Below are 19,280 nucleotides of genomic sequence, written 5' to 3' on the forward strand. Positions count from 1 at the left end.
CTGTTCTCGCTGCCAGAGGTGCCAGCCGAAGACTCGTGGAGCACAACAACGCCAAAGCCCGGAAGGTTCTCACTGCCGTCTGCCGTGACGGCGTCTTTGGGGGTCTGCTGGCGGCCGCGAGCCGACCGTTAGGCAGAGCGGTGCGCGAGGTACTCCGAGAAGATCGCCGCTTCAACATGCCGCCGTGCGTCCGCAAAGCCTGCCCGCTCGAGAGCGCAAATTACCCGTTCCGGTGGTACGCAGTGCTCGACGGTGTCCCAGTAGTAACGCATGAGCCGTGGCGTATCGGCGTGACGGGCCACGCACCAGGCTAACGCTGGCACCACGCCACGCATGTAGCTCTTCAGGAGTCGTTGCCCCCAGCGTGTCGCCGGGCGCGTAATCTCGAGCAGGCAGACGATTCCTCCCGGCTTGAGTACGCGTCGGAACTCGTCGAAGGCGGCCGCCAGGTCGCCCACGTGGCGCAGCGCGTAGCCCATGCTGAGGAAGTCGGCACAAGCATCCGGCAGCGGCAGCGCCTCCGCTCGTCCCTCGATTAGCCTGACGCCAGCCGGTAGGCGAGCACGGCCGAGCATTCCGGGGCTCGGGTCGACGCCGGTGACGAGCGACGCCGCGCCAACGATGCGCGCTGCTTGGTAGGCGACCAGTCCCGTGCCGACTCCGACATCGATGACGCGCATGCCCGGTGCCAGTCCGGCGCGCAGCAGGGCGCGCCGCCGATACCAGGAGCCACTGCCGAGCGCCAGCAGACGCTCGACGCGATCGTAATCGATCGCGGAGTTGTCGAAGACCGTGCGTAGCCAGTCGCGGCGGCGGGATTCGCCCGCGTAGTATTCGGTCAGCGGGGGGTGCGGTGCCTGTACCACGGCCGCGTTGTCGTGATCGCGAGTACGAGGCCTAGCGTCAGACGGCATGACGGGCGGGCACCGCGTGGCTACGCCAGCAATCGCCGAAGCGCCCGGCGCTCTGCGCGCCGCCGAGGCGTCGATGCCGTTCGTTTGATCTCTCTGTCGACATGACCGTCCTTGATGTGACTGTAACCCGAAACGCTTGCCAGATTTGGTTCACCTTCTCGGTTGAGTGCCGGCGCGCCGCCCGCAGACGATCGCCGCGCAGCATCCACCAAGCGTCTGCATTGTATCCGAGCTTGCGGGTCGTGCCCGTCGACCGCGAGAAAGTGTCGGGCTTTGCTTTACCGGATCACATCAGGCGAATTCCATGGCTTAGCGCCGCCGTCGATGGTGGATGGCGCGAGGTCCTGGCCGGTAACGATCTTGGTGGGCGAACGCTGATCGCCACAAGCTGCGGCAGAAAAGCAGGTGGCGCAGGAAAGCGCTGGGCGTGGCATTGGACAAGCCGAACTTGAGTTTCATCTAACCGACTTCCGATCGTCCCAGCAGACGCCAGCGGTTGGCCGACAGCGTTTCACCGTCGCTGACCCACGCCCTTGGGTGAAATGAGTGGGGTATCACCTCGCCCTGCTCGTTTTTTATGGATTGACACATGCCCGCAGGCGGAAGCCGACTGCGCCACTGCTCACTCGGCCGCCTGAAGAGAAGTTCGCGCTTTCCCGCCTCAGGCACATCGCCCTTCAGGTGGAACGCCAGTGTCTTCTCGGGCGCTCCCGCTGCCTAGCAACGGTCCGAAACTAGTTCGCCTCGCCGGCCGACACAAGTCGGTATCCACAGCGTTCGCCACGCCGCCTCGCTCCACTGCCGCAAAGACGCCTACCGTCGAACTCAGGGAGGGCTCTTGATCAGCGGATTGTTCGAGTATTGACCACCGGACGCTCTTACCCCGATTCCACCAGCACTAGCCAACACGCTCGAAAATATGGATACTACGCTGCCGGAAGGTCGCCTGCGACCCGCTGCTACAAGAATGAAAATCAGTTCCAACTTAGCCCTATTTAGGAATCCAGATGACGATACGACCGGAGTTGATAGAAAAACTGCGCGCTCGACGTGCCAAACTGACCGATAACGTCAGTCCTGAAAAACTGGAAGCACTGCACGCCAAGGGCCTGTTGTCGGCTCGCGAACGGCTCGATACCCTCTTTGAAGAGGGCACTTTTCAGGAACTCGGTCTCCATGCCGCGCACGCCGCGATCTCCTTTGGCATGGCCGGGCGGGTCCTCCCGGCCGACGGCGTGATCGCCGGTAACGGCTATGTCGGGAACATGCAGGTCGCCGCGTTCAGCCAGGACTTTAGCGTCGTGGCAGGCACTCTGGGCAAGATGCAGGCCCGGAAGATCACCCGGATCATGCGCCATGCCCTGAAAATCGGCGTGCCTGTCGTGGCTTTCAAGGATTCCGGCGGCGCAAGAATACAGGAAGGCGTCGATGCGCTATCGGGCTATGGCGACGTTTTCTACACCAACGTGCTGCTCTCCGGAGTCGTGCCGCAGATCGCGGTGATATGCGGTCCCTGCGCCGGCGGTGCTGCCTACTCGCCTGCGCTGATGGATTTCGTGATCATGACGCGCCACAACGCGCACATGTTCCTTACCGGACCGGAGGTGATCAAGGCCGTTACCGGCCGCGCAACGACGATGGCCGAGGTTGGCGGTGCCGAAATGCATTCGACAGTCAGCGGCAACGCGCACTTCGTCGCCGAAGACGACGCGCATGCCATCGCACTGGTCAAGTCGCTGCTGTCTTATCTGCCAGCCAACAATACCGAGGACCCTCCACACGATCTGTCCGTACCAATCGAGGAATTGGAAGATCCCGATATCAACGACTGCATTCCGGACAGCCCTTCCGCGCCGCTTGATATGTATGCGGTGATTCGCCGGCTCGTTGACCGGGGGGAGCTTCTTGAGGTGCATGCTGGCTTCGCCCGCAACGTGATCGTCGGTTTTGCCCGCATTAGCGGGGTCATTGTCGGCATCGTCGCCAACCAGCCGATGGTGATGGCTGGCGCACTCGACCTCAATGCGGCGGACAAGGTCGCTCGTTTCGTGCGGACCTGCAATATTTTCAACGTGCCGGTGGTGACCCTGGTCGACGTTCCGGGTTTTCTGCCAGGTGTGGAGCAGGAGCGCGGAGGAATCATTCGTCATGGAGCGAAGATGCTTTCGGCCTACGGTTCGTGCACCGCGCCGAAAATTACGGTTATCCTGCGCAAGGCTTACGGCGGCTCCTACCTCGCCATGTGCAGCCAGGAAATGGGCGCCGACATGGTTTACGCTTGGCCTACGGCCGAGATCGCGGTCATGGGTGCCGAAGCCGCGGTCAAAATCCTCTATCGCAAAGAACTGGACCAGGCCGAGGATCGCCAGGCCAAGGCGGCGGAACTGGCGCAGGAATACCGCGACGAGTTTGCCTCGCCTTACGTCTCGGCGAGCAATTTCTACATCACCGATGTCATCGAGCCGCAGGACACGCGCTGGATGGTGGCTCTCGCCTTGCGCAAGATCCTTGACAAGCGCGAGCTCCGGCCGGCCAAGAAACACGGCAATATCCCCATGTAACCGGCTACGGAAGGAAGATACCCCCATGGCAACTGACGCCATCTTGACCGCGTTACAGGTCTACGGCATTTCCATCGTCATCTCGGTGCTCGTCGCCGTATTGATCAAGCTGATGGTTTCGATCACTGGGAGGATGGAGAAGATCAAGCCGCTCGACATTCCGATCGGCACCGTATGCCCAATCGGACTCGGCGTTCCCGATGAAGACGTTGCCGCGCTGTCGGCGGCGATATTTGTCGCCATGGGACCGCACCGCATACTGCACATCGCGCCAACCAGTCATGGCTGGGCAGCCGGCGCGCGCGCCGCCCAGCATTCCCATACGCCGGGGCCTGCGGGCCGAGGCCCCAGATAACAGGAGTAAGACATGCCCAGACAATTCAAGGTTACCGTCAACGGACGCGAGTACGAGGTCAGCGTTCTGGAACTCACCGCCGGACAAGCGGCGCAATCCGTCCCCGCCGCTCCGCTTCCCGTCGCGGCGGCGGCCGGCAGCGCCACCAGCGCGGCGCCGGCGGCTGCCGCGGCGCCGCGGGCTGCCGAGGCTGGTGACGCGGTTGCGGGAATGGGTGGCGTCGTGGTCGAGGTCGACGTTAAGGTCGGTCAGACGGTAGCCGTCGGCGACCGTCTTCTTGTTCTCGAAGCCATGAAAATGAAGACTCCGGTGATGGCAACTCGCGCCGGGCAAGTTACCCGTGTGCTGGTCGCTCCGGGTGATGCCGTCGAGGGCGGTCAGCCACTGGTGACCATCGCTTGAGCTGGACAAACAAGCAGGAGCGAGCTCCTGCCGCCCGCAATTCGATGCGCCGGCGAGCGATAGCTTTCGCTGGGCGCGAGGACTAAAGCGTATGGAAGGCATTCATTTTCTCGATCTGTTCCAGGGGATCGCCACGCTGGCGGCCTCCGAGCCGAAAATCATGTTCGGGCGCATCTTCTTGATGCTGCTCGGCTTTGTTCTGATTTATCTGGGCTCCAAGAACGTCCTCGAACCTTTGCTGATGATCCCGATGGGGCTGGGCATGTCGTCGGTCAACGCTGGGGTGATGTTCCTCGAGGGCAGGAAAATGGGAACGCTGTTCGTCGATCCGTTGATTTCGGATCCGATCGAACTGATGAACATCATGCAGATCGACTGGTTGCAACCGATCTACACGCTGACCTTCAGCAACGGACTGATCGCCTGTCTGGTTTTTATGGGGATCGGCGTCCTTCTCGACGTCGGTTACGTGATGGCACGTCCTTTCCAGAGTATCTTCATCGCCTTGTTCGCCGAACTCGGAACGATCGCCGTTTTTCCGATCGCCGTCTGGCTGGGCCTAAATCCGGGACAAGCGGCGGCAGTGGCGACGATCGGCGGCGCTGATGGGCCAATGGTGTTATTTACTTCGCTGGTGCTTGCCAAGGACCTGTTCGTACCGATTACGGTCGTCGGCTACCTGTATCTTGGCCTCACCTATGGTGCCTATCCCTACCTGATCAAGTGGCTGATACCCAAGCATATTCGTGGCATCAACATGGTGGCGGACCGCGGACCGAAGATCAGCCGGTCGCAAAAGCTCACTTTTGCGGTCGTTGCCTGCACGTTGCTATGTCTGCTTTTTCCGGTCGCCGCACCGCTGTTCTTCTCGCTGTTTCTCGGCGTCGCGGTACGCGAGAGTGGAATCGACGCCTTTACCAAGCTACTCGGGGAAGTGTTTCTCTATGCCGCAACCTTCTTCCTCGGCTTGACTCTCGGCATTCTCTGCGAAGCCAACACGCTGCTCGACCCGACGGTCTTGAAGCTGCTGTTGCTCGGCATGCTGGCGCTGACCATCTCTGCACTGGGCGGCATCTTGGGCGGCTACATCCTTTATTTCTGGACTGGGGGAAAGTACAACCCGATGATCGGCGTCGCCGGCGTCAGTTGCGTTCCGACAACGGCCAAGGTAGTCCAGAAGATCGCCACCGACGCGAACCCCGGCGCAATCATCCTGCCCCAGGCACTCGGGGCCAACATCAGTGGTGTCATTACGACGGCGATCATCGCCGCCACCTATGTGGCGTTGTTGCGCTAGTCCCGGTGTGACCGAATCCCGGTCGGCGCGCCTTGTCGAGGTGGATTTTTCGTCGGCGGGGTTGAGGTAACGGCAGCCCGCTTGGTCGAGCAAGTCGCGTCGGCACGGGCTGTCGGACGAGTGTTATTTCTCGGTGTCGCCCGTTGGTTTGCCCGTATCCGCAGGAAACCCGGGCAGAGGAATGCTGGTGAACAGAGTACGCGTCTGGGTCTTCAACTGGTCCTGCATCTGGTGCAGCATCTTCCTGCTCTGTTCCATATAAGTGGCCATCATCGTCTGCATTGCCGGCCCCTGGAAGTTCATGAACTGCGACCACATATCACTTTGCATTTGGCTGCTGTTTTCGCCGTAGAGCTGCTGCGACTGGTCCTGCAGCTTTTTCTGGAAATCGACAAAAGACTTGATGTTGGTCTCCAGATACTTGCCGAGCATCCCCTGCATGGCGTGACCATAGAATCGGATCATCTGGGCGAGCAGGTCGGTCGTAAACAACGGGATGCCGGCCGCCTCCTCCTCAAGTATGATCTGCAACAGAATGGCGCGGGTGATATCTTCGCCGGTCTTGGCGTCGAGCACGTTGAAATTCTCGCGCGACAGCACCAGATCCTTGACATCGCTCAAGGTAATGTAGGCGCTTGTCTTGGTGTCGTAAAGACGGCGGTTCGGGTACTTCTTGATCAGTCGCAACTGCTCGGGCATGATAACCCTTCCTCCATTGGCTGATGACTCGGCGGGAGCGCGTTGGTGCGGTGCAGCACAATTATACTCCAGCCAAAAAAAACAGGCCCCTCTCGGAGCCTGTTCTGACCGCTGCGAAAGAAAAAGGCAGGTCTATTGGTAGTACAGACCACCGCAGATGTTCATCGTCGAGCCCGTCATGAAACCGGCGATCTCGGAAGCAAGATAGACGCAGGCCCCACCGATCTCTTCGGGTTTGGCCAAACGCTTCATCGGCACCGTATCGATGATGCCCTGCAGGATCTCGGGCTTGATCGCCATCACCATCTGGGTTGCCACATAGCCGGGCGTGATGGCGTTGACGGTCACGTTCTTGGCCGCCAGTTCAGCGGCAAGTGCCTTGGTAAAACCAATCACACCGGCTTTGGCTGCCGAATAGTTGGTCTGACCAGCTTGACCCCTGAGGCCATTGACGGATGAAATGTTGATGATCCGGCCCCAGCCGCGCTCGGCCATCTTCGACGCGACCTGCTTGGTCATGTTGAAGAGGCTACCCAAGTTCGTCGAGATCACGGCATTCCACTGCGCCGGTTCCATTCGCGCGAACATCTTGTCGCGGGTGATGCCGGCGTTATTTACTAGGATATCGATCGGGCCTGCCTTGGCTTCCGCCTCGGCGACGAGGTTGACGCAGGAATCATAGTCGGAGACATCGCCGGCAACACAAATGAAGTCGTTGAAACCGGCTTCGGCCATGGCTTTCGTCCACTCCGCCGGCTTGTCGAATTCCGGATGATAGGCGGCAACCACCTTGTGGCCAGCCTTGGCCAGTTCCTGGCAGATGGCGGTACCGATTCCGCCCATAGCACCGGTAACCAAAGCAACACGTTGCGTCATAGATCTTTCCTTTCTGGTTGACGATTGAAACGACTGGCAGCTCCGGACCGCGACGATGGCAATATCCGCTGACGACCCCGACCCTTGATTCTGCATTGCACCATCGGCGCTGTCAATGCCAAAGTACTGGCCACGCCTCTGACGCATGAACAGGCGGAAGCGGGCCCGTCTGCCCAAAAACTCCGTTTTCCCCGCCGAAGTGGCCAGTTGGGGAATTATCCGTCAGGCCGGCGACGCAAGTGGAGCGGCGCCTCGCCCAGACCGGCGCGGTCGAACCAGGCGAACACCGAGTCTACCGTTACGGTATCGATCTGACCGGCCATGCGGCGCTCGAACGGATGGTCGTCGAAGCTGATGTGGGCGGCCGATAGGCGCGCGCCGAGGCGCGTCAGCGCAGGAATCCGCAATGTCGTCGGGCGGTAGTTGTGGCCGAGCAGCCACCTGCGGGCTGCCTCCCGGTTGCTTGCACCCGGTTCGACGAGCAACGCCAGCGTTTCGATTACCCACTGGTTGCTTTGCTGGTAGGGTCCGGACCATGGATAGGCGAGCATGTTGTAGCGCGGCTCGTGCAAGGTGCCGAGCAGGCGGTCGTCCTTGAGCCGGTAGACGATGCGAGCAGCGATTGCGGGCTTGAGCGCGACCACGCCGGCCTCGTGCGCGTGCAGGCCGTCGCCGAAGAACTCGGCCAATCCTTGCCGGTAGAGCATGCTGCGATCGGTGCCGCATTGGTTGAGCTTATGCACCACGCGCCAGGCGCCGCGTCCGTCGAGCGCTGCCTCGTCGCGATAGGCGATGCCGAGGTGTGAATAGCGCAGGCCGTAGTCGCTCAGATCCTGGCCGGATCGAGCAATCAACAGCACCTGGGTGCCGCGCCGGGCCAACTCGTCGAGTTGCTGGGCCACGCTGGCGGCCAGTGAGAGATCGCGCCGAATGGACTCCAGACTGCGTTTTCGCGGCTCGCAGAACTGGCCGGCCGCCGCCGCGCCCGTGTCCAGCGCTAGGCACGCGCCGGCGAGCATGGCGCACAGTGCGTGGCGTAAGCAAGCTCTGCTGAAATTGGGGAAGCTCATCACCGTATCCTCTCGCTGTAGAGCAGCGCTTCGCCCAAGGCATTGGGCACCAGGCAGATTACTTCGCCGGCTACCGACAGCAGCCAACCGGCGGTGACGGCGGTCACCAAAATCACACTGCCCGCGACCACCAGGACGCTTCCCGCGATCTCGGCGCCGAGGCGCAGGCTCGCGGTGGCGCCGTCGGAAGTTCGCCGCAGCAACCACACCGTGCCGCCGGCAAGCGTATCGACCGCCACCACGCTGAGCGTGGCGCCGGCACTGAGGATCATCGCCGGCGCTACGCTCAGCGCGGCGACTGGCACCGACAACAACAGGCTGGACGCTGCGCTGGCCTCGCTGCCGTGTGTGTGGACAGGCGCGGCGAACAGGGCGGCGGCAGGGGCAAGGGCGAGCGCGAAAAGCGTGCGCACGGCAGTGCGGCGTGACAGATCGGTGGTCATGGCGAGCTCCCTGAGGACGTGAGGGTCAGTGCTTGGCGGCACCGAAATCGGCGGCCGACTGGCCGCTCGCCACCTCCTGGGCGCACTCGAGACGATCGGCTTCGTAGGCGTCGCGCAGCGTTTTGGCCAGGGTGAAGGCCGACGAGATCAGGTAGAGCCAACTCACCAGCAGATAAGCCTTCCAGGTCGGGTTGATTTCCATGCGCCACAGTCCCCATGCGGTGAGCACCATGGACAGCACGAAGCCACCCCAGACCACCAGCGACCACATGGGCGTGTCGGCGGTCTTGGCGGCGTTGTCGCGCACGTACTTGGCCAGAGCGAAAGCCGACGAGAGGCAGAAGAAGTAACCCATGATCATGAAGGCGCGATCGAGGTCGCCGCCGGGTAGCCAAGCCAGGCCGCTGCCGCAGAGCAGCAGGGCGATGGCGAAGGAAATCCAGACCTGCAGGCGCCAGGCGCCGGTGTCGCGTTGGATGATGCGTGTCTTGTTTTCCATGGTGAGCTCCCAATGTGCGTCAGGTTTGACGGCTGCATCATGGGGAAAGCGCGTCGATGGGGCAAGACAAGGCAGCGGCGTCTACTCGATGGCGACTTGTAGTATCGTTTGGAGATACTTTTGGCGCCCCATTCTCCATTATCATGAGTACGACCGCCGACCTGCTGACCCATCTCAAGGCTGAACTCAAGGCCGCCGGCGTCACCTACGCGATGGTGGCCGCGCGGCTCGGCCTAGCCGAGTCCAGCGTCAAGCGCATGTTCTCGAAGGGGGGCGACATGCCGGTATCGCGCATCGACGACATTTGCCGCGTCATCAACCTCGATTTCGCCGATCTGGCGCGCCGCGTCGCCGACGCCCAGCCACTGATGCTGGAGCTGACGCTGGCGCAGGAAAACGCGGTGGTCGCGGACCGCACACTGCTGGTGGTGGCGATCTGCGTGATGAGCCAGATGCCGGTCGAGGAAATTCTCGCCACCTACGATCTGACCGAGGCGGCCCTGGTGCGCTGCCTGACCCGGCTCGACAAGCTTGGCATCATCGACCTGCGCCCCGGCAACCGCTATCGGCTCAAGGTGGCCAAGGGGTTTCGCTGGCTGCCGCATGGTCCGGTGATGGCCTTCTTCCGCAAGGAGGTGCTGCACGACTATTTCGCCGGCGGTTTCGACGGCGAATCGGAGATGCTGATGGTGGTGCACGGCAAGATCGGTCGCGGTCTTGCCAATTCCTTCCGCGAACGGCTGATGCGCATCGGCCAGGATTTTTCCAAGCAGCATCTGGCCGACCAGAGGCTGCCGCCCGAGCAACGCCGACCCTACACCATCGTCATCGGCATGCGTTCCTGGCTGATGGCCGCGCTGGCCGACATGCAGCGGCGCTCGCGCTAGGCGGCTGCCGTTTCAGCCGATCGCCCGCGGCGGTCGGCGTCAGAGAGTCTGTTGCAGCCGATTCGGTCTATTCGGCGAACTTTTGCGCAGCGAGCGGATCGACGATCCGGACGCGCTGGGCGACAGCCCCGAGGGTTTGCACGGTGCGCTGCAATCGATGTGGTTTGTTGACCGCCGAGCGCTGTGTGCCGGGATCGCCGCCTGGGCCAGCCGCGATCTGCACGAGCCGGGGGCAGCGATCGGCCATCCTCGTTTCTGCCTCGTGATCGCCGGAAGCCTTTTATCGTCCACCGCGATGCTTGAGGCCGACGAGGTCACGGCGACGACGGTCGGCCCGCCGCTGCTCGCCCTTCCTGCGTCGCTTCGTTGTTGTAGCGTGGCCGAGAGACGGGCTTTCGCGTCAGCGTTCGGCGAGCCCCGAACTGCCGGGCGCGCTGCGGAACATCGCCGGTGTCAGCTCGTACTTCTGCAACAGGCGGTAGAACTCGGTACGGTTGCGGTCGGCGAGGCGCGCCGCGTCGGCGACATTGCCGTCAGTCAGCTTGAGGATCTGCACAAGATAGTTGCGCTCGAAGCGCTGCTTGGCCTCGGCGTAGGTCATCGCCTCGAGCGCCGGCACGCGCAGGGCGCGCTGGATCAGCGTCAGCGGAATCAGCGGCGTCGTCGCCAGGGCGCAGGACTGCTCGACCACGTTGTAGAGCTGCCGGACATTGCCCGGCCAGGCGGCGACGGCAAGCGCTTCGAGCGCTTCCGGCGCGATGCCGGCGATCGGCTTGCCGTATTTCTTCGCCAGTTGCTGGACGAAGGAGTTGGCAAGCAGGGGAATGTCTTCGCGCCGCTCGTCGAGACGCGGCAGCGTCAGCGTCACGACATCGAGACGATAATAGAGATCCTCGCGAAACTGTCCCTCGGTCATGGCCGCTTCCAGATCGCGATGCGTCGCCGAGAGCACGCGCACGTCCACCGGCTCGGCGCGCGTCGCGCCGACCGGCCGCACGGCTCGCTCCTGCAATACGCGCAGCAATTTGACCTGTAGCGCCGGTGGCATGTCGCCGATTTCGTCGAGAAACAGCGTGCCGCCGTCGGCCGACTGGAACAGACCGGCGTGCGCCTTGGCGGCGCCGGTGAACGCGCCGCGGACGTGCCCAAAAAGCTCGGACTCGAGCAATGGCTCGGGAATCGCGCCGCAGTTGATGGCCACGAAGGGCGCCCGCGCGCGCCGGCTGGCGCGGTGGATGGCGCGCGCCAGAACCTCTTTGCCGGTTCCGCTTTCGCCGCGGATCAGGACGCTGGCGTCCGAGGCGGCGACCACGCGGGCTTCTTCGAGCAACTCCGCCATGCGGCTGCTGCGGAAAACGATATCTTCGCGCCAGGCTTCGCCCGTGCCGTCTTCGTGCCCGTTGCCACCGAGCGGCGAGAGCTGCAATGCCTGTTCGATCTTCTCGAGCAGCCGCTTGCTGTCGAAAGGCTTCGTCAGATAGCCGAAGACGCCGCGTGAGGTGGCCTGCACCGCGTCCGGGATCGTCCCGTGCGCGGTGAGCAGGATTACCGGCAGGGTCGGTCGGGTGGCGCGGATTTCGTCGAACAGCGCCAGGCCGTCCAGGCCTGGCAGGCGAATATCGCTCACCACCAGTTGTGGTGGTTCGACGGCAATGCGCGCCAGTCCTTCCTCGGCCGAGGTCGCCGTCGATACTCGGAAACCGCGGGCGTGAAGGCGCATCGACAGGAGGCGCAGCAGGTCGAGGTCGTCGTCGATCACCAGGACGTGCGCCGCCGCCGCACGGGGCAGGGGCTTCATCGGGTCGCTCCGGGCAAGTTCCGGCTGTTCGTCGGGAGTGTCGACAGCGAACGCTCGATGTCGGTCAGCGCATCGAGCTTCTCCTGCAGTTCGACGTTGCGCCGCTGGCTTTCCTTCAACTGTTGGGCGAGTCTGTCGTTCTGTGCGTCGAGTCTGAGCCGCTCCTGGAACTGACTGGCGAGGGTCTGGGCCAGCGGGTGCAGGCTGACCGCGGCCGCTTCCCTGGCTTTCAGCACCCCGTCCAGCAAACTGAGCGCGCGACCGAGGTCGAGCGGCCCGCGTGGCTGCGCCAGCAGCATCGCCAGGCGAAGATGAGTCGCCGGGGTTTGCGGAATCGCCGCCAGGACGCCGCGTTCGCGTAGCAGTTCCGGTGGCGACATGCGTTGCAGCAGTTGCAGGTAACCGAGCAGCGGCAACATCGCCGCTTCGTCGACCTTGGCCGCCACCGGCGGCGCTTCCGGCGGGGCCGCCGGTGGCGCGACGCAGGCCGTGGCCAACAGGGCGGCGGCGAGCAGGGTGAGCGCTCGTCGGCCAGCGCGGAAGCGGTTCACGCCATTGCCTCTAGGCTTCACAGGGTAGCTCGAGCCGGAAATGCGCGCCCTTGGCCTTGCCGTCGCCGGGCACCAGGGCGACCCGCCCACCCATCGAGGTCATCAGGTCGCGCACGATCGACAGGCCAACTCCGCTGCCCTGGCGAGGCGCCGGCGCGGCACGACGGCCCTGGACAAAGGGCTCGAAAATCCGTTCCGCGTCGTCGGCGGCAATTCCCGGTCCCTGGTCGATGCAGGAAATGCGGAGCATCTTGCCGGTGGCGCTGACCTCCAGCCGGATGACGCCGCCTTCGGGGCTGAAATCGATGGCGTTGGAGAGCAGGTTATCCACCGCCACCGACAGCTTTTCACCGTCGAGGGCGCGTGTGATCGCCGGTGCACGGCGCAGGACCGTCAGTTGGCGCGCCTGGATCTGCAGTTCACGGCCCTGGACGACATTGGCCAGTAGCCGGCGCAGCGCTAGCGGGCGGAAGGACAGGCGCCGTGCCTCGAAGGACGCGGCATTGAGCCGCAGCAGGCTTTCGAGTTGCCTCTGCAGCGACATCACGTTGTGCTGCAGGATATCGACCACTTCCTGCTGCGCTCCGTCGAGTGGCCCCGGTACCTGTTCCTGCAGCAGCGCGATACCTTCGCGCAAAGCCGTCAGCGGCGTTTTCAGTTCGTGCGAGACGTGCCGCAGGGTGCGCGAGCGCTCGGCTTCGAGTTCGCCCAGGCGCTGTCTCAGCCAGTCGAGCCGGCGTCCGACGCGCTGCAGGTCGGCCGGCCCGTCAACCGCCACCGGCGTAGCGAAGCGGCTCTCGCCGAGTTGTTCGATGGCACGCTCCAGCGTGCCGATCGGCCGCGCCAGCCACCAGCTCATGGCCAGTGCGACCAGGAAGGCGCCGCCGACGGCGGCCGCCACCAGCCCGGCGAGTTGTTGGCGACTCTTATCGAGTTCGGCCAGCAGGCCGGCATTCTGCTCGTCGATCCAGTGCTGGCCAGCGTGCCCGAGCGCGCTGTTGACTTCGGCCAGCCGGTTCAGCAGGGGAAACAGCGCGCCGCCGGACGCCGCCTGGTGAAGCCCCTGTCCGAGTTCATCGACCGCTTGGCGCCAGTCGCCGGGAAGCCGGCCCAGCGCCTGCCCGGCGATCGACTCGAGCCGACCGACCGTCGCCAGAGCGTGCGCGACGTTGGCGTCGAAGCGTTCGAGTAGCGTCGCATCGTCGAGAACGAGGAATTGCCGCGCGTTCCGTTCGAGGTCCACACGGCGGTCCGCGAGTTCCTGGATCGACGCGCTGAGCTGCAGCGCACGCTCGCCGTCCTGGCGGCTTCGTTCGACGAACTGTTCGAGCACGAGCCAACTCCGTACCGCTGCCCAACTCAGCAGCAAGGCGATCAACAGGAAGCCAGCCAGCATGCTCTGGCGAAACGACAGGCGAAGCATGGTCAATGCCTTCTCCGGGCAACGGTGGGTGGTCGAGGATGGCCGCTCGGTTACGCGGGCGGTGTCGGAGCGTCGGCCTCGTCGGGCCGGCTCGGGCGCCGGCGGAGATTGCCGAAAGTCGCGCCGCACCCGGCTGGCCGCGTGTCGGGCGTGGCCAGCAAGGCTTGTCGCTTGTCGAGCAGATCACCATTCTAGACCGCCGGAGAGACTTCATGGGCGAGAAATTTCTCCGTACCCAGCCCGTGGGAAGCTCGCTCGCTTCTGTTTAGGAGCCAACAATCAATACCTTGTGTGTGATGTCGCCACCTGACGACAAAGCAAGTCTCTGGACCCGCAGGACTTTTCGGAAAAGCTCGTCGATGGCGTCGGTCTTTCACGACAGCGAACGGGGAGGAAGCTCGAGAGGGAGTCGGCTTGTTTTTTTAACAGACTGATTTCTTGAATAACTAGAGTCTGGCATGAATTCCGCTTTGGTTCTCCGGAAGTTGGCTTCGACAACTCAAGCGAAAAGGAGAACAGATGTTCAACAAACCCAACGTCTTTAGTCGCAATGAGACGATCACGCGTCGCGACTCCCAGCCGGCCGCGGCCACTGGTCTGCCGTCCGCCACCTCATCGATCGCGGCAGACACGGGTACGGGTGGCGCGCTTCCGGCCGTACAAACAGCGGCGGCCGGTGCGGTTGGTCACAAGCCAGTCGCCGCTCAAGCGGCCATCACTCCGGCGGTCGGTCCGGCCGTTTCGCCGGTGCGTACGGCGGTGGCCGAACCGCGGCCGTCGCCGGCCAACGACAAGGTGATCGACGCCCGCTTACTGGTCGGTCCCGACGTCAAGCTCAAGGGCGCCGAGATTCTCGACTGCGACACGCTGGTGGTCGAAGGCCGGGTCGAGGCGACAATGGACAGCCGGGTGATCAGGATCGCCGAGAGCGGCGCCTTCGTCGGCAAAGTGAGTATCGATATCGCCGAAATCCACGGCAGTTTCGATGGCGAACTGACCGCGCGTTGCCAACTGATCATCCATTCGACCGGGCGGGTCAGCGGCAAGATTCGTTACGGCAAGTTGGTGGTCGACGAGGGCGGCGAACTGTGCGGCGAGATCGGCGTGCTGGCCGACCAGGACGCTGCTCGGCCGAGGACGGTGATCCAAACGCTCGCCGCCGCGCTCGTCTGACCAAGCGATCGACGGACGAGCTTCGCATGTCCATCGTCATCGACGGCGGTCGGCGGTCTGCCGCGCCCTTCGGGCCAGACGACCGGATGTCGCCGCGACCGCCGGCAGAGCGCGTGTCGCTGTCGCCGCGTCGACTTCCTGGAGGGTCCTCGCTCCAACGCGCGCAAGACATTCGTCTGGCCAGAACGGTGCAACAGCAAGGACTGGCCAGCCTTCTGGTGCGACGCATGTACGCCGGGCGAGGTTACCGCACCGAATCGCTTGCCCCGCAAGGCGAAGACGCCAGCCGGCTGACACTCGTCGCATGGTGCGACGACGATGTGGTGGCGACGCTCACCGTCGGCGGTGATTCGCCGGCCGGCTTGCTGGCCGATGCCCTGTACGCGAGCGAGTTGGCCGGCCTGCGCCGCGCCGGCTGCACCGTGTGCGAAGTATCGAGGCTGGCGGTCGACCCGGAGCATCGTTCGCCGGGTCTGCTGAACAGTCTGTGGCAGGCCGCGCATCGCTACGGCAGAGAGTTCTTCGCGGCCAGTGACGTGGTGATCGAAGTCAACCCCCGTCACGCGGCCTACTATCAGCGCTGCCTGGGTTTCCGGCAACTCGGCAGGCTGCGCCACTGCCGGCGGGTCGATGCCCCGGCGCTTCTCCTGCACCGTGCGCTCGACGAGCCGGCGACGCCGCTCGCCGTCAGCTTGTCGGCTTCGCCTATCCAGCCGCCGCCCTGCAGAAGAGATGTTGCACAACCGGGAAGCCACAGATCCGTGAAATAAGTCTCAAGATTCCCGGTGAGCATCCGTTGGCGAGGTAATCCCGGTTGTCAGCGGCTCATCGGACGGAGTCAAGAAAATGTTCAAGCACGATCACTCACTCCATGTTCTGTCATCGCGGCGCGCGTCGCGCCGCCTTCACCGGCAACCCTCCGTCCAGCGGCAGGCCGCGGCGGAGCGCGCTCTGCCGCCGGCGGCGCCGGGTCGCGCCCACCACCTGCATATCCGGCGGCTGGCCACGCCCGTTTCGCCAACGCCGCTGATGGAACTTCTGGCGGCCGAAGCACGCATAGGTGAGCTCGAAGCGGCCTTGGCCGAGGCGCGCGCGGCCGCCTTCACCGACGTCTTGACCGGCGCGCTCAATCGTCGAGGCTTCGAGGACGCCTACCGACGCGAGATTGCCCGCGCGCGCCGTAGTGGTAGCCAACTCGCCGTTGCTATGATCGATCTCGACAATTTCAAGGCCTTGAACGACACCCTGGGTCACCAGGCGGGTGACGACGTGCTCGTGCATCTGGTCAAGGGTTTGCGCACGGCGTTACGCCCGTCGGACATCCTGTGTCGTTTCGGTGGCGAAGAGTTCGTCCTGCTGCTGCCGGAAACGGCGCTCGCCGAGGCGGTGGCGGCGATCTCCCGCTTTCAGCGTCAGTTCGCGGCGAGCGCCGTTCCGGGGCGTGAGATCGTCGCCACCTTCAGCGCCGGTGTCGTCGTTCAGCGCTTCAGCGAGTCGCTCGACGAGTCGATTCGGCGTGCCGACGCAGCGAACTACGAGGCCAAGCGGGCGGGTAAGAACTGCGTCATCAGCGCGTGACGTGCCGCTGACGCGACTTGCTCCGGCTGCCGGCCGTGCGCTGTAGAGAGCGTGCTAGACTGCCGCCTTTGTTGCTCCCTCTTCTCGCCACGTCCCGACGGTCATCATCATGCGCTACCTTTCGACTCGCGGTAATCCCTCCAGCACAGCCGATTCGCCAGGACCGAGCTTCAGCCAGATACTGCTTGCCGGGCTGGCTCCGGATGGTGGCCTCTATGTGCCGGAAACCTATCCCCGAGTCACGGTGGCCGAACTTGCGCAATGGCGGACGCTGTCGTACGCGGAACTGGCCTGCGCCGTTCTTGGCAAGTTCATCGACGACATCCCGCTGGCCGACCTGCGGCGTCTTGTTGGCCGGGCCTACACGGCGGAGGTTTTCGGGAATGGACGCCGCGACGGGCAAGCCAGAGACATCGCACCCCTGCGCTGGCTCGAGCGGCCGGATGCGGCGCGCGGCGAAGCCGGGCTGGCGATTCTCGAACTGTCCAACGGCCCCACGCTGGCCTTCAAGGATATGGCCATGCAGTTGCTGGGCCACCTTTTCGAGTACGTGTTGGCGATCAAGGGGGAAGAGATCACCATTCTCGGCGCGACCTCGGGCGATACCGGTTCATCGGCCGAGTACGCGTTGCGTGGGAAACAGGGCGTGCACGTCTTCATGCTTTCGCCGCATGAACGGATGAGCGCTTTTCAGCGCGCCCAGATGTACTCGCTGCACGATGCCAACATCCACAATATCGCCGTGCGCGGCATGTTCGACGATGCCCAGGATATCGTCAAGGCCGTGTTCAAGGATCAGGCCTTCAAGGCCAGGTATCGCATCGGTGCGGTCAACTCGATCAACTGGGCGCGGGTGGCTGCCCAGGTCGTCTACTATTTCAAGGGCTACTTCGCGGCAACCGACAGCGATCGGCAGCAAGTGGCTTTTGCCGTGCCTTCCGGGAACTTCGGCAATATCTGCGCCGGGCACATCGCGCGCATGATGGGCTTGCCGATCGGCCGCCTGGTCCTGGCGACCAACGAGAACGACGTGCTCGACGAGTTTTTCCGGAGCGGTGTTTACCGTCCACGCTCCGCCGCTGAAACCCGCACCACGTCGAGTCCGTCGATGGACATCTCGAAGGCGTCCAACTTCGAGCGTTTCGTGTTCGATCTCGTGGGGCGCGATCCGGCGGTGGTTCGCCGATTGTGGGCGGCGGTCGACGCGGGAGGTAGTTTCGACCTGTCCGGAACCCCGTTTCTTGCCCGCTTGCCCGATTTCGGCTTTGTCTCGGGCAAGAGCACGCACGCCGATCGCTTGCTGACGATCCGCCAAACGTATGAGAAATACGGTCTGATGATCGATACGCATACGGCCGACGGGCTCAAGGTAGCCGCCCAATGGCGAACGCCGGAGATGCCGATGGTCGTGCTGGAGACCGCCCTAGCGGCCAAGTTCGAGGAAACGATCGTCGAGGCCATTGGCTGTCAGCCGGTACGTCCGCCTGGTTTGCAGGGCATCGAAGATTTGCCGCAGAGGGTCGAAGTGGTCGATGTCAGCGTCGAGACTGTCAAGCGGCTGATTGCGCAGCGGGTTGATGCGATGAGCGTCAAAGATAAATGACGGCAGGAAATACGGCAACGGCGAGGACGAGCACCAGCCATTCGAGATTGTGCCGGGCGAGGAAGCCAGTGAAGTGCATGATCAGAATCGTGATCGCCACTACATAGAACAGCGCGAATAGCATCAAACCACCCTTTTACTTGATGTGCAGAACTCGGATGCGGCGCGCGAACTAGGCGACGAAACGCATCGACAGGTCGAGCGCGCGAACATCCTTGGTCAAGCCGCCGATCGAAATGCGGTCCACGCCGGTTTCGGCAATTCCCCGCACGGTCTCGACGCTGACATTGCCGGAGGCTTCGAGAATCGCGCGGCCGGCGGTCATGACCACCGCTTCACGCATTTGCGCAAGATTCATGTTGTCCAGCAATATCATTTCCGCTCCGGCCGCGAGCGCTTGCCGCAACTCGTCCAGGGTTTCGACCTCGATCTGGACGAACTGGCAGCGCCCGGCCGCTGTCTGTGCGATCAGCCGGGCTGCCGTCAGAGCCGCCGCGATACTGCCGGCGGCGAGAATATGATTTTCTTTGATCAGAATTCCGTCATGCAAGCCAAGGCGGTGGTTGCCGCCACCGCCGCACTGAACCGCGTACTTCTGCGCCAGGCGCAGGCCGGGGATCGTCTTTCGGGTGTCGACGATCTGGGCCCGCGTACCGGCGACCAGGTCGACGAAGCGCCTTGCCTTACTGGCGACACCCGACAGCAACTGCAGAAAGTTGAGCGCGCTGCGCTCGGCGGTGAGCAATGCGCGGGCGGGGCCGATGATCTCGCAGAGCAGTTGATCCGCAGCGATGCGTTGGCCATCCTGCGCGTGCCAGACGATCTCTATGCTTGGCTCGAGCGTCGTGAAGCAACGCTCAAACCAGGCGCAGCCGCACAGGATGGCGTCCTCGCGGGCGACAACAGCGGCGCGACCGCGGACGCCGGCGGGAACGAGTTGTGCGGTCAGGTCGCCGCTCCCGACATCCTCGGTGAGTGCGGCCGCGACATTGCGCCCGATTTCGGCATCGAGCAGGGCTGCAAAAGTCATGACGAATCCCGTACGCTAACAGCGGAGTGGCGGATTCTAACACCTAAGGGAAGCAGATATGTTCGACCTGCGGCTTGCCATCCGGTGCATCAGCGCCAAATCTCCAGCTAAATAATTGTGC

General features: G+C 63.5%; 21 protein-coding genes. 9 read left to right on the plus strand and 12 right to left on the minus strand.

Annotated features, from left to right (window positions below):
- Positions 1-128: 128 nt before the first annotated feature.
- Positions 129-914 carry a class I SAM-dependent methyltransferase gene (locus tag Q1M07_RS00450; protein ID WP_300449212.1) on the minus strand — a complete coding sequence of 262 codons (786 nt, stop codon included), beginning with the start codon at positions 912-914 and terminating at the stop codon, positions 129-131.
- Between the two features lie 1,007 nt (positions 915-1,921).
- Here Q1M07_RS00450 and Q1M07_RS00455 point away from each other — a divergent pair.
- The 4 genes from Q1M07_RS00455 (at position 1,922) to Q1M07_RS00470 (ending at position 5,529) form a co-directional block, all read left to right on the plus strand.
- Positions 1,922-3,475 (plus strand): acyl-CoA carboxylase subunit beta, encoded by a 1,554-nt coding sequence (locus tag Q1M07_RS00455; protein ID WP_300449213.1) that lies wholly within the window; start codon positions 1,922-1,924, stop codon positions 3,473-3,475.
- Between the two features lie 25 nt (positions 3,476-3,500).
- Positions 3,501-3,830, plus strand: a complete 330-nt coding sequence (locus tag Q1M07_RS00460) for a hypothetical protein (protein ID WP_300449214.1) — start codon at positions 3,501-3,503, stop codon at positions 3,828-3,830.
- A gap of 12 nt (positions 3,831-3,842) precedes the next feature.
- On the plus strand, positions 3,843-4,232 hold the full coding sequence (locus Q1M07_RS00465; RefSeq protein ID WP_300449215.1) for a biotin/lipoyl-containing protein: 390 nt from the start codon (positions 3,843-3,845) through the stop codon (positions 4,230-4,232).
- 91 nt (positions 4,233-4,323) lie between these two features.
- The gene (locus tag Q1M07_RS00470; RefSeq protein WP_300449216.1) at positions 4,324-5,529 is read left to right on the plus strand and encodes a sodium ion-translocating decarboxylase subunit beta; all 1,206 of its coding nucleotides are present in this window, start codon (positions 4,324-4,326) and stop codon (positions 5,527-5,529) included.
- Positions 5,530-5,652: 123 nt separating this feature from the next.
- Here the strand turns inward: Q1M07_RS00470 and phaR are convergent, their stop codons facing one another.
- The 5 genes from phaR to Q1M07_RS00495 form a co-directional block, all read right to left on the minus strand.
- On the minus strand, positions 5,653-6,228 hold the full coding sequence (phaR, locus tag Q1M07_RS00475; protein ID WP_300449217.1) for a polyhydroxyalkanoate synthesis repressor PhaR: 576 nt from the start codon (positions 6,226-6,228) through the stop codon (positions 5,653-5,655).
- Between the two features lie 132 nt (positions 6,229-6,360).
- The gene (gene phbB / locus Q1M07_RS00480; protein ID WP_300449243.1) at positions 6,361-7,104 is read right to left on the minus strand and encodes an acetoacetyl-CoA reductase; all 744 of its coding nucleotides are present in this window, start codon (positions 7,102-7,104) and stop codon (positions 6,361-6,363) included.
- Positions 7,105-7,319: 215 nt separating this feature from the next.
- The gene (locus Q1M07_RS00485; RefSeq protein ID WP_300449218.1) at positions 7,320-8,174 is read right to left on the minus strand and encodes a DUF2145 domain-containing protein; all 855 of its coding nucleotides are present in this window, start codon (positions 8,172-8,174) and stop codon (positions 7,320-7,322) included.
- Complete coding sequence (locus tag Q1M07_RS00490) at positions 8,174-8,617, minus strand: hypothetical protein (RefSeq protein ID WP_300449219.1); 444 nt, start codon at positions 8,615-8,617, stop codon at positions 8,174-8,176. Before Q1M07_RS00490 ends, Q1M07_RS00485 begins: the two co-directional genes overlap by 1 nt.
- A gap of 25 nt (positions 8,618-8,642) precedes the next feature.
- On the minus strand, positions 8,643-9,116 hold the full coding sequence (locus Q1M07_RS00495; RefSeq protein WP_300449220.1) for a YiaA/YiaB family inner membrane protein: 474 nt from the start codon (positions 9,114-9,116) through the stop codon (positions 8,643-8,645).
- Positions 9,117-9,259: 143 nt separating this feature from the next.
- Between Q1M07_RS00495 and Q1M07_RS00500 the strand changes: the two genes are divergently transcribed.
- On the plus strand, positions 9,260-10,003 hold the full coding sequence (locus Q1M07_RS00500) for a helix-turn-helix transcriptional regulator (RefSeq protein WP_300449221.1): 744 nt from the start codon (positions 9,260-9,262) through the stop codon (positions 10,001-10,003).
- 67 nt (positions 10,004-10,070) lie between these two features.
- On the opposite strand, the gene Q1M07_RS00505 is transcribed toward Q1M07_RS00500, so the two are convergent.
- The 4 genes from Q1M07_RS00505 to Q1M07_RS00520 all read right to left on the minus strand — a co-directional run bounded on the left by Q1M07_RS00505 (position 10,071) and on the right by Q1M07_RS00520 (position 13,775).
- Entirely contained in the window at positions 10,071-10,250 is a 180-nt protein-coding gene (locus Q1M07_RS00505) for a hypothetical protein (protein ID WP_300449222.1), read from the minus strand.
- A 153-nt stretch (positions 10,251-10,403) separates the two neighbouring features.
- Positions 10,404-11,801: a sigma 54-interacting transcriptional regulator gene (locus tag Q1M07_RS00510; RefSeq protein ID WP_300449223.1), complete on the minus strand. Its 1,398-nt coding sequence runs from the start codon at positions 11,799-11,801 to the stop codon at positions 10,404-10,406.
- On the minus strand, positions 11,798-12,352 hold the full coding sequence (locus Q1M07_RS00515; protein WP_300449224.1) for a permease: 555 nt from the start codon (positions 12,350-12,352) through the stop codon (positions 11,798-11,800). Before Q1M07_RS00515 ends, Q1M07_RS00510 begins: the two co-directional genes overlap by 4 nt.
- A 10-nt stretch (positions 12,353-12,362) precedes the next feature.
- On the minus strand, positions 12,363-13,775 hold the full coding sequence (locus Q1M07_RS00520; protein WP_300449225.1) for an ATP-binding protein: 1,413 nt from the start codon (positions 13,773-13,775) through the stop codon (positions 12,363-12,365).
- 519 nt (positions 13,776-14,294) lie between these two features.
- Between Q1M07_RS00520 and Q1M07_RS00525 the strand changes: the two genes are divergently transcribed.
- The 4 genes from Q1M07_RS00525 (at position 14,295) to thrC (ending at position 18,129) form a co-directional block, all read left to right on the plus strand.
- The gene (locus tag Q1M07_RS00525) at positions 14,295-14,948 is read left to right on the plus strand and encodes a polymer-forming cytoskeletal protein (protein ID WP_300449226.1); all 654 of its coding nucleotides are present in this window, start codon (positions 14,295-14,297) and stop codon (positions 14,946-14,948) included.
- A 26-nt stretch (positions 14,949-14,974) separates the two neighbouring features.
- On the plus strand, positions 14,975-15,718 hold the full coding sequence (locus tag Q1M07_RS00530) for a GNAT family N-acetyltransferase (RefSeq protein WP_300449227.1): 744 nt from the start codon (positions 14,975-14,977) through the stop codon (positions 15,716-15,718).
- A gap of 76 nt (positions 15,719-15,794) precedes the next feature.
- Positions 15,795-16,526, plus strand: a complete 732-nt coding sequence (locus Q1M07_RS00535; RefSeq protein WP_300449228.1) for a GGDEF domain-containing protein — start codon at positions 15,795-15,797, stop codon at positions 16,524-16,526.
- Positions 16,527-16,635: 109 nt separating this feature from the next.
- Complete coding sequence (gene thrC, locus Q1M07_RS00540; protein WP_300449229.1) at positions 16,636-18,129, plus strand: threonine synthase; 1,494 nt, start codon at positions 16,636-16,638, stop codon at positions 18,127-18,129.
- Here the strand turns inward: thrC and Q1M07_RS00545 are convergent.
- Both Q1M07_RS00545 and nadC read right to left on the minus strand, forming a co-directional pair.
- Positions 18,116-18,253: a hypothetical protein gene (locus tag Q1M07_RS00545; protein ID WP_300449230.1), complete on the minus strand. Its 138-nt coding sequence runs from the start codon at positions 18,251-18,253 to the stop codon at positions 18,116-18,118. The two genes, thrC and Q1M07_RS00545, sit on opposite strands and share 14 nt — an antisense overlap.
- Before the next feature lie 48 nt (positions 18,254-18,301).
- Positions 18,302-19,159 carry a carboxylating nicotinate-nucleotide diphosphorylase gene (gene nadC, locus Q1M07_RS00550; protein WP_300449231.1) on the minus strand — a complete coding sequence of 286 codons (858 nt, stop codon included), beginning with the start codon at positions 19,157-19,159 and terminating at the stop codon, positions 18,302-18,304.
- Positions 19,160-19,280: the final 121 nt, after the last annotated feature.

Origin of the sequence: Accumulibacter sp., assembly GCF_029255285.1 — a bacterium.
Classification (GTDB): Bacteria; Pseudomonadota; Gammaproteobacteria; order Burkholderiales; family Rhodocyclaceae; genus Accumulibacter.

Bases quoted from the DNA above. Each gene is read 5' to 3' on its own strand.
- Q1M07_RS00450 (WP_300449212.1), bottom strand. From the start codon at position 914: ATGCCGTCTGACGCTAGGCCTCGTACTCGCGATCACGACAACGCGGCC.
- Q1M07_RS00455 (WP_300449213.1), top strand. From the start codon at position 1,922: ATGACGATACGACCGGAGTTGATAGAAAAACTGCGCGCTCGACGTGCC.
- Q1M07_RS00460 (WP_300449214.1), top strand. From the start codon at position 3,501: ATGGCAACTGACGCCATCTTGACCGCGTTACAGGTCTACGGCATTTCC.
- Q1M07_RS00465 (WP_300449215.1), top strand. From the start codon at position 3,843: ATGCCCAGACAATTCAAGGTTACCGTCAACGGACGCGAGTACGAGGTC.
- Q1M07_RS00470 (WP_300449216.1), top strand. From the start codon at position 4,324: ATGGAAGGCATTCATTTTCTCGATCTGTTCCAGGGGATCGCCACGCTG.
- phaR (WP_300449217.1), bottom strand. From the start codon at position 6,228: ATGCCCGAGCAGTTGCGACTGATCAAGAAGTACCCGAACCGCCGTCTT.
- phbB (WP_300449243.1), bottom strand. From the start codon at position 7,104: ATGACGCAACGTGTTGCTTTGGTTACCGGTGCTATGGGCGGAATCGGT.
- Q1M07_RS00485 (WP_300449218.1), bottom strand. From the start codon at position 8,174: ATGAGCTTCCCCAATTTCAGCAGAGCTTGCTTACGCCACGCACTGTGC.
- Q1M07_RS00490 (WP_300449219.1), bottom strand. From the start codon at position 8,617: ATGACCACCGATCTGTCACGCCGCACTGCCGTGCGCACGCTTTTCGCG.
- Q1M07_RS00495 (WP_300449220.1), bottom strand. From the start codon at position 9,116: ATGGAAAACAAGACACGCATCATCCAACGCGACACCGGCGCCTGGCGC.
- Q1M07_RS00500 (WP_300449221.1), top strand. From the start codon at position 9,260: ATGAGTACGACCGCCGACCTGCTGACCCATCTCAAGGCTGAACTCAAG.
- Q1M07_RS00505 (WP_300449222.1), bottom strand. From the start codon at position 10,250: ATGGCCGATCGCTGCCCCCGGCTCGTGCAGATCGCGGCTGGCCCAGGC.
- Q1M07_RS00510 (WP_300449223.1), bottom strand. From the start codon at position 11,801: ATGAAGCCCCTGCCCCGTGCGGCGGCGGCGCACGTCCTGGTGATCGAC.
- Q1M07_RS00520 (WP_300449225.1), bottom strand. From the start codon at position 13,775: ATGCTTCGCCTGTCGTTTCGCCAGAGCATGCTGGCTGGCTTCCTGTTG.
- Q1M07_RS00525 (WP_300449226.1), top strand. From the start codon at position 14,295: ATGTTCAACAAACCCAACGTCTTTAGTCGCAATGAGACGATCACGCGT.
- Q1M07_RS00530 (WP_300449227.1), top strand. From the start codon at position 14,975: ATGTCCATCGTCATCGACGGCGGTCGGCGGTCTGCCGCGCCCTTCGGG.
- Q1M07_RS00535 (WP_300449228.1), top strand. From the start codon at position 15,795: ATGTTCAAGCACGATCACTCACTCCATGTTCTGTCATCGCGGCGCGCG.
- thrC (WP_300449229.1), top strand. From the start codon at position 16,636: ATGCGCTACCTTTCGACTCGCGGTAATCCCTCCAGCACAGCCGATTCG.
- Q1M07_RS00545 (WP_300449230.1), bottom strand. From the start codon at position 18,253: ATGCTATTCGCGCTGTTCTATGTAGTGGCGATCACGATTCTGATCATG.
- nadC (WP_300449231.1), bottom strand. From the start codon at position 19,159: ATGACTTTTGCAGCCCTGCTCGATGCCGAAATCGGGCGCAATGTCGCG.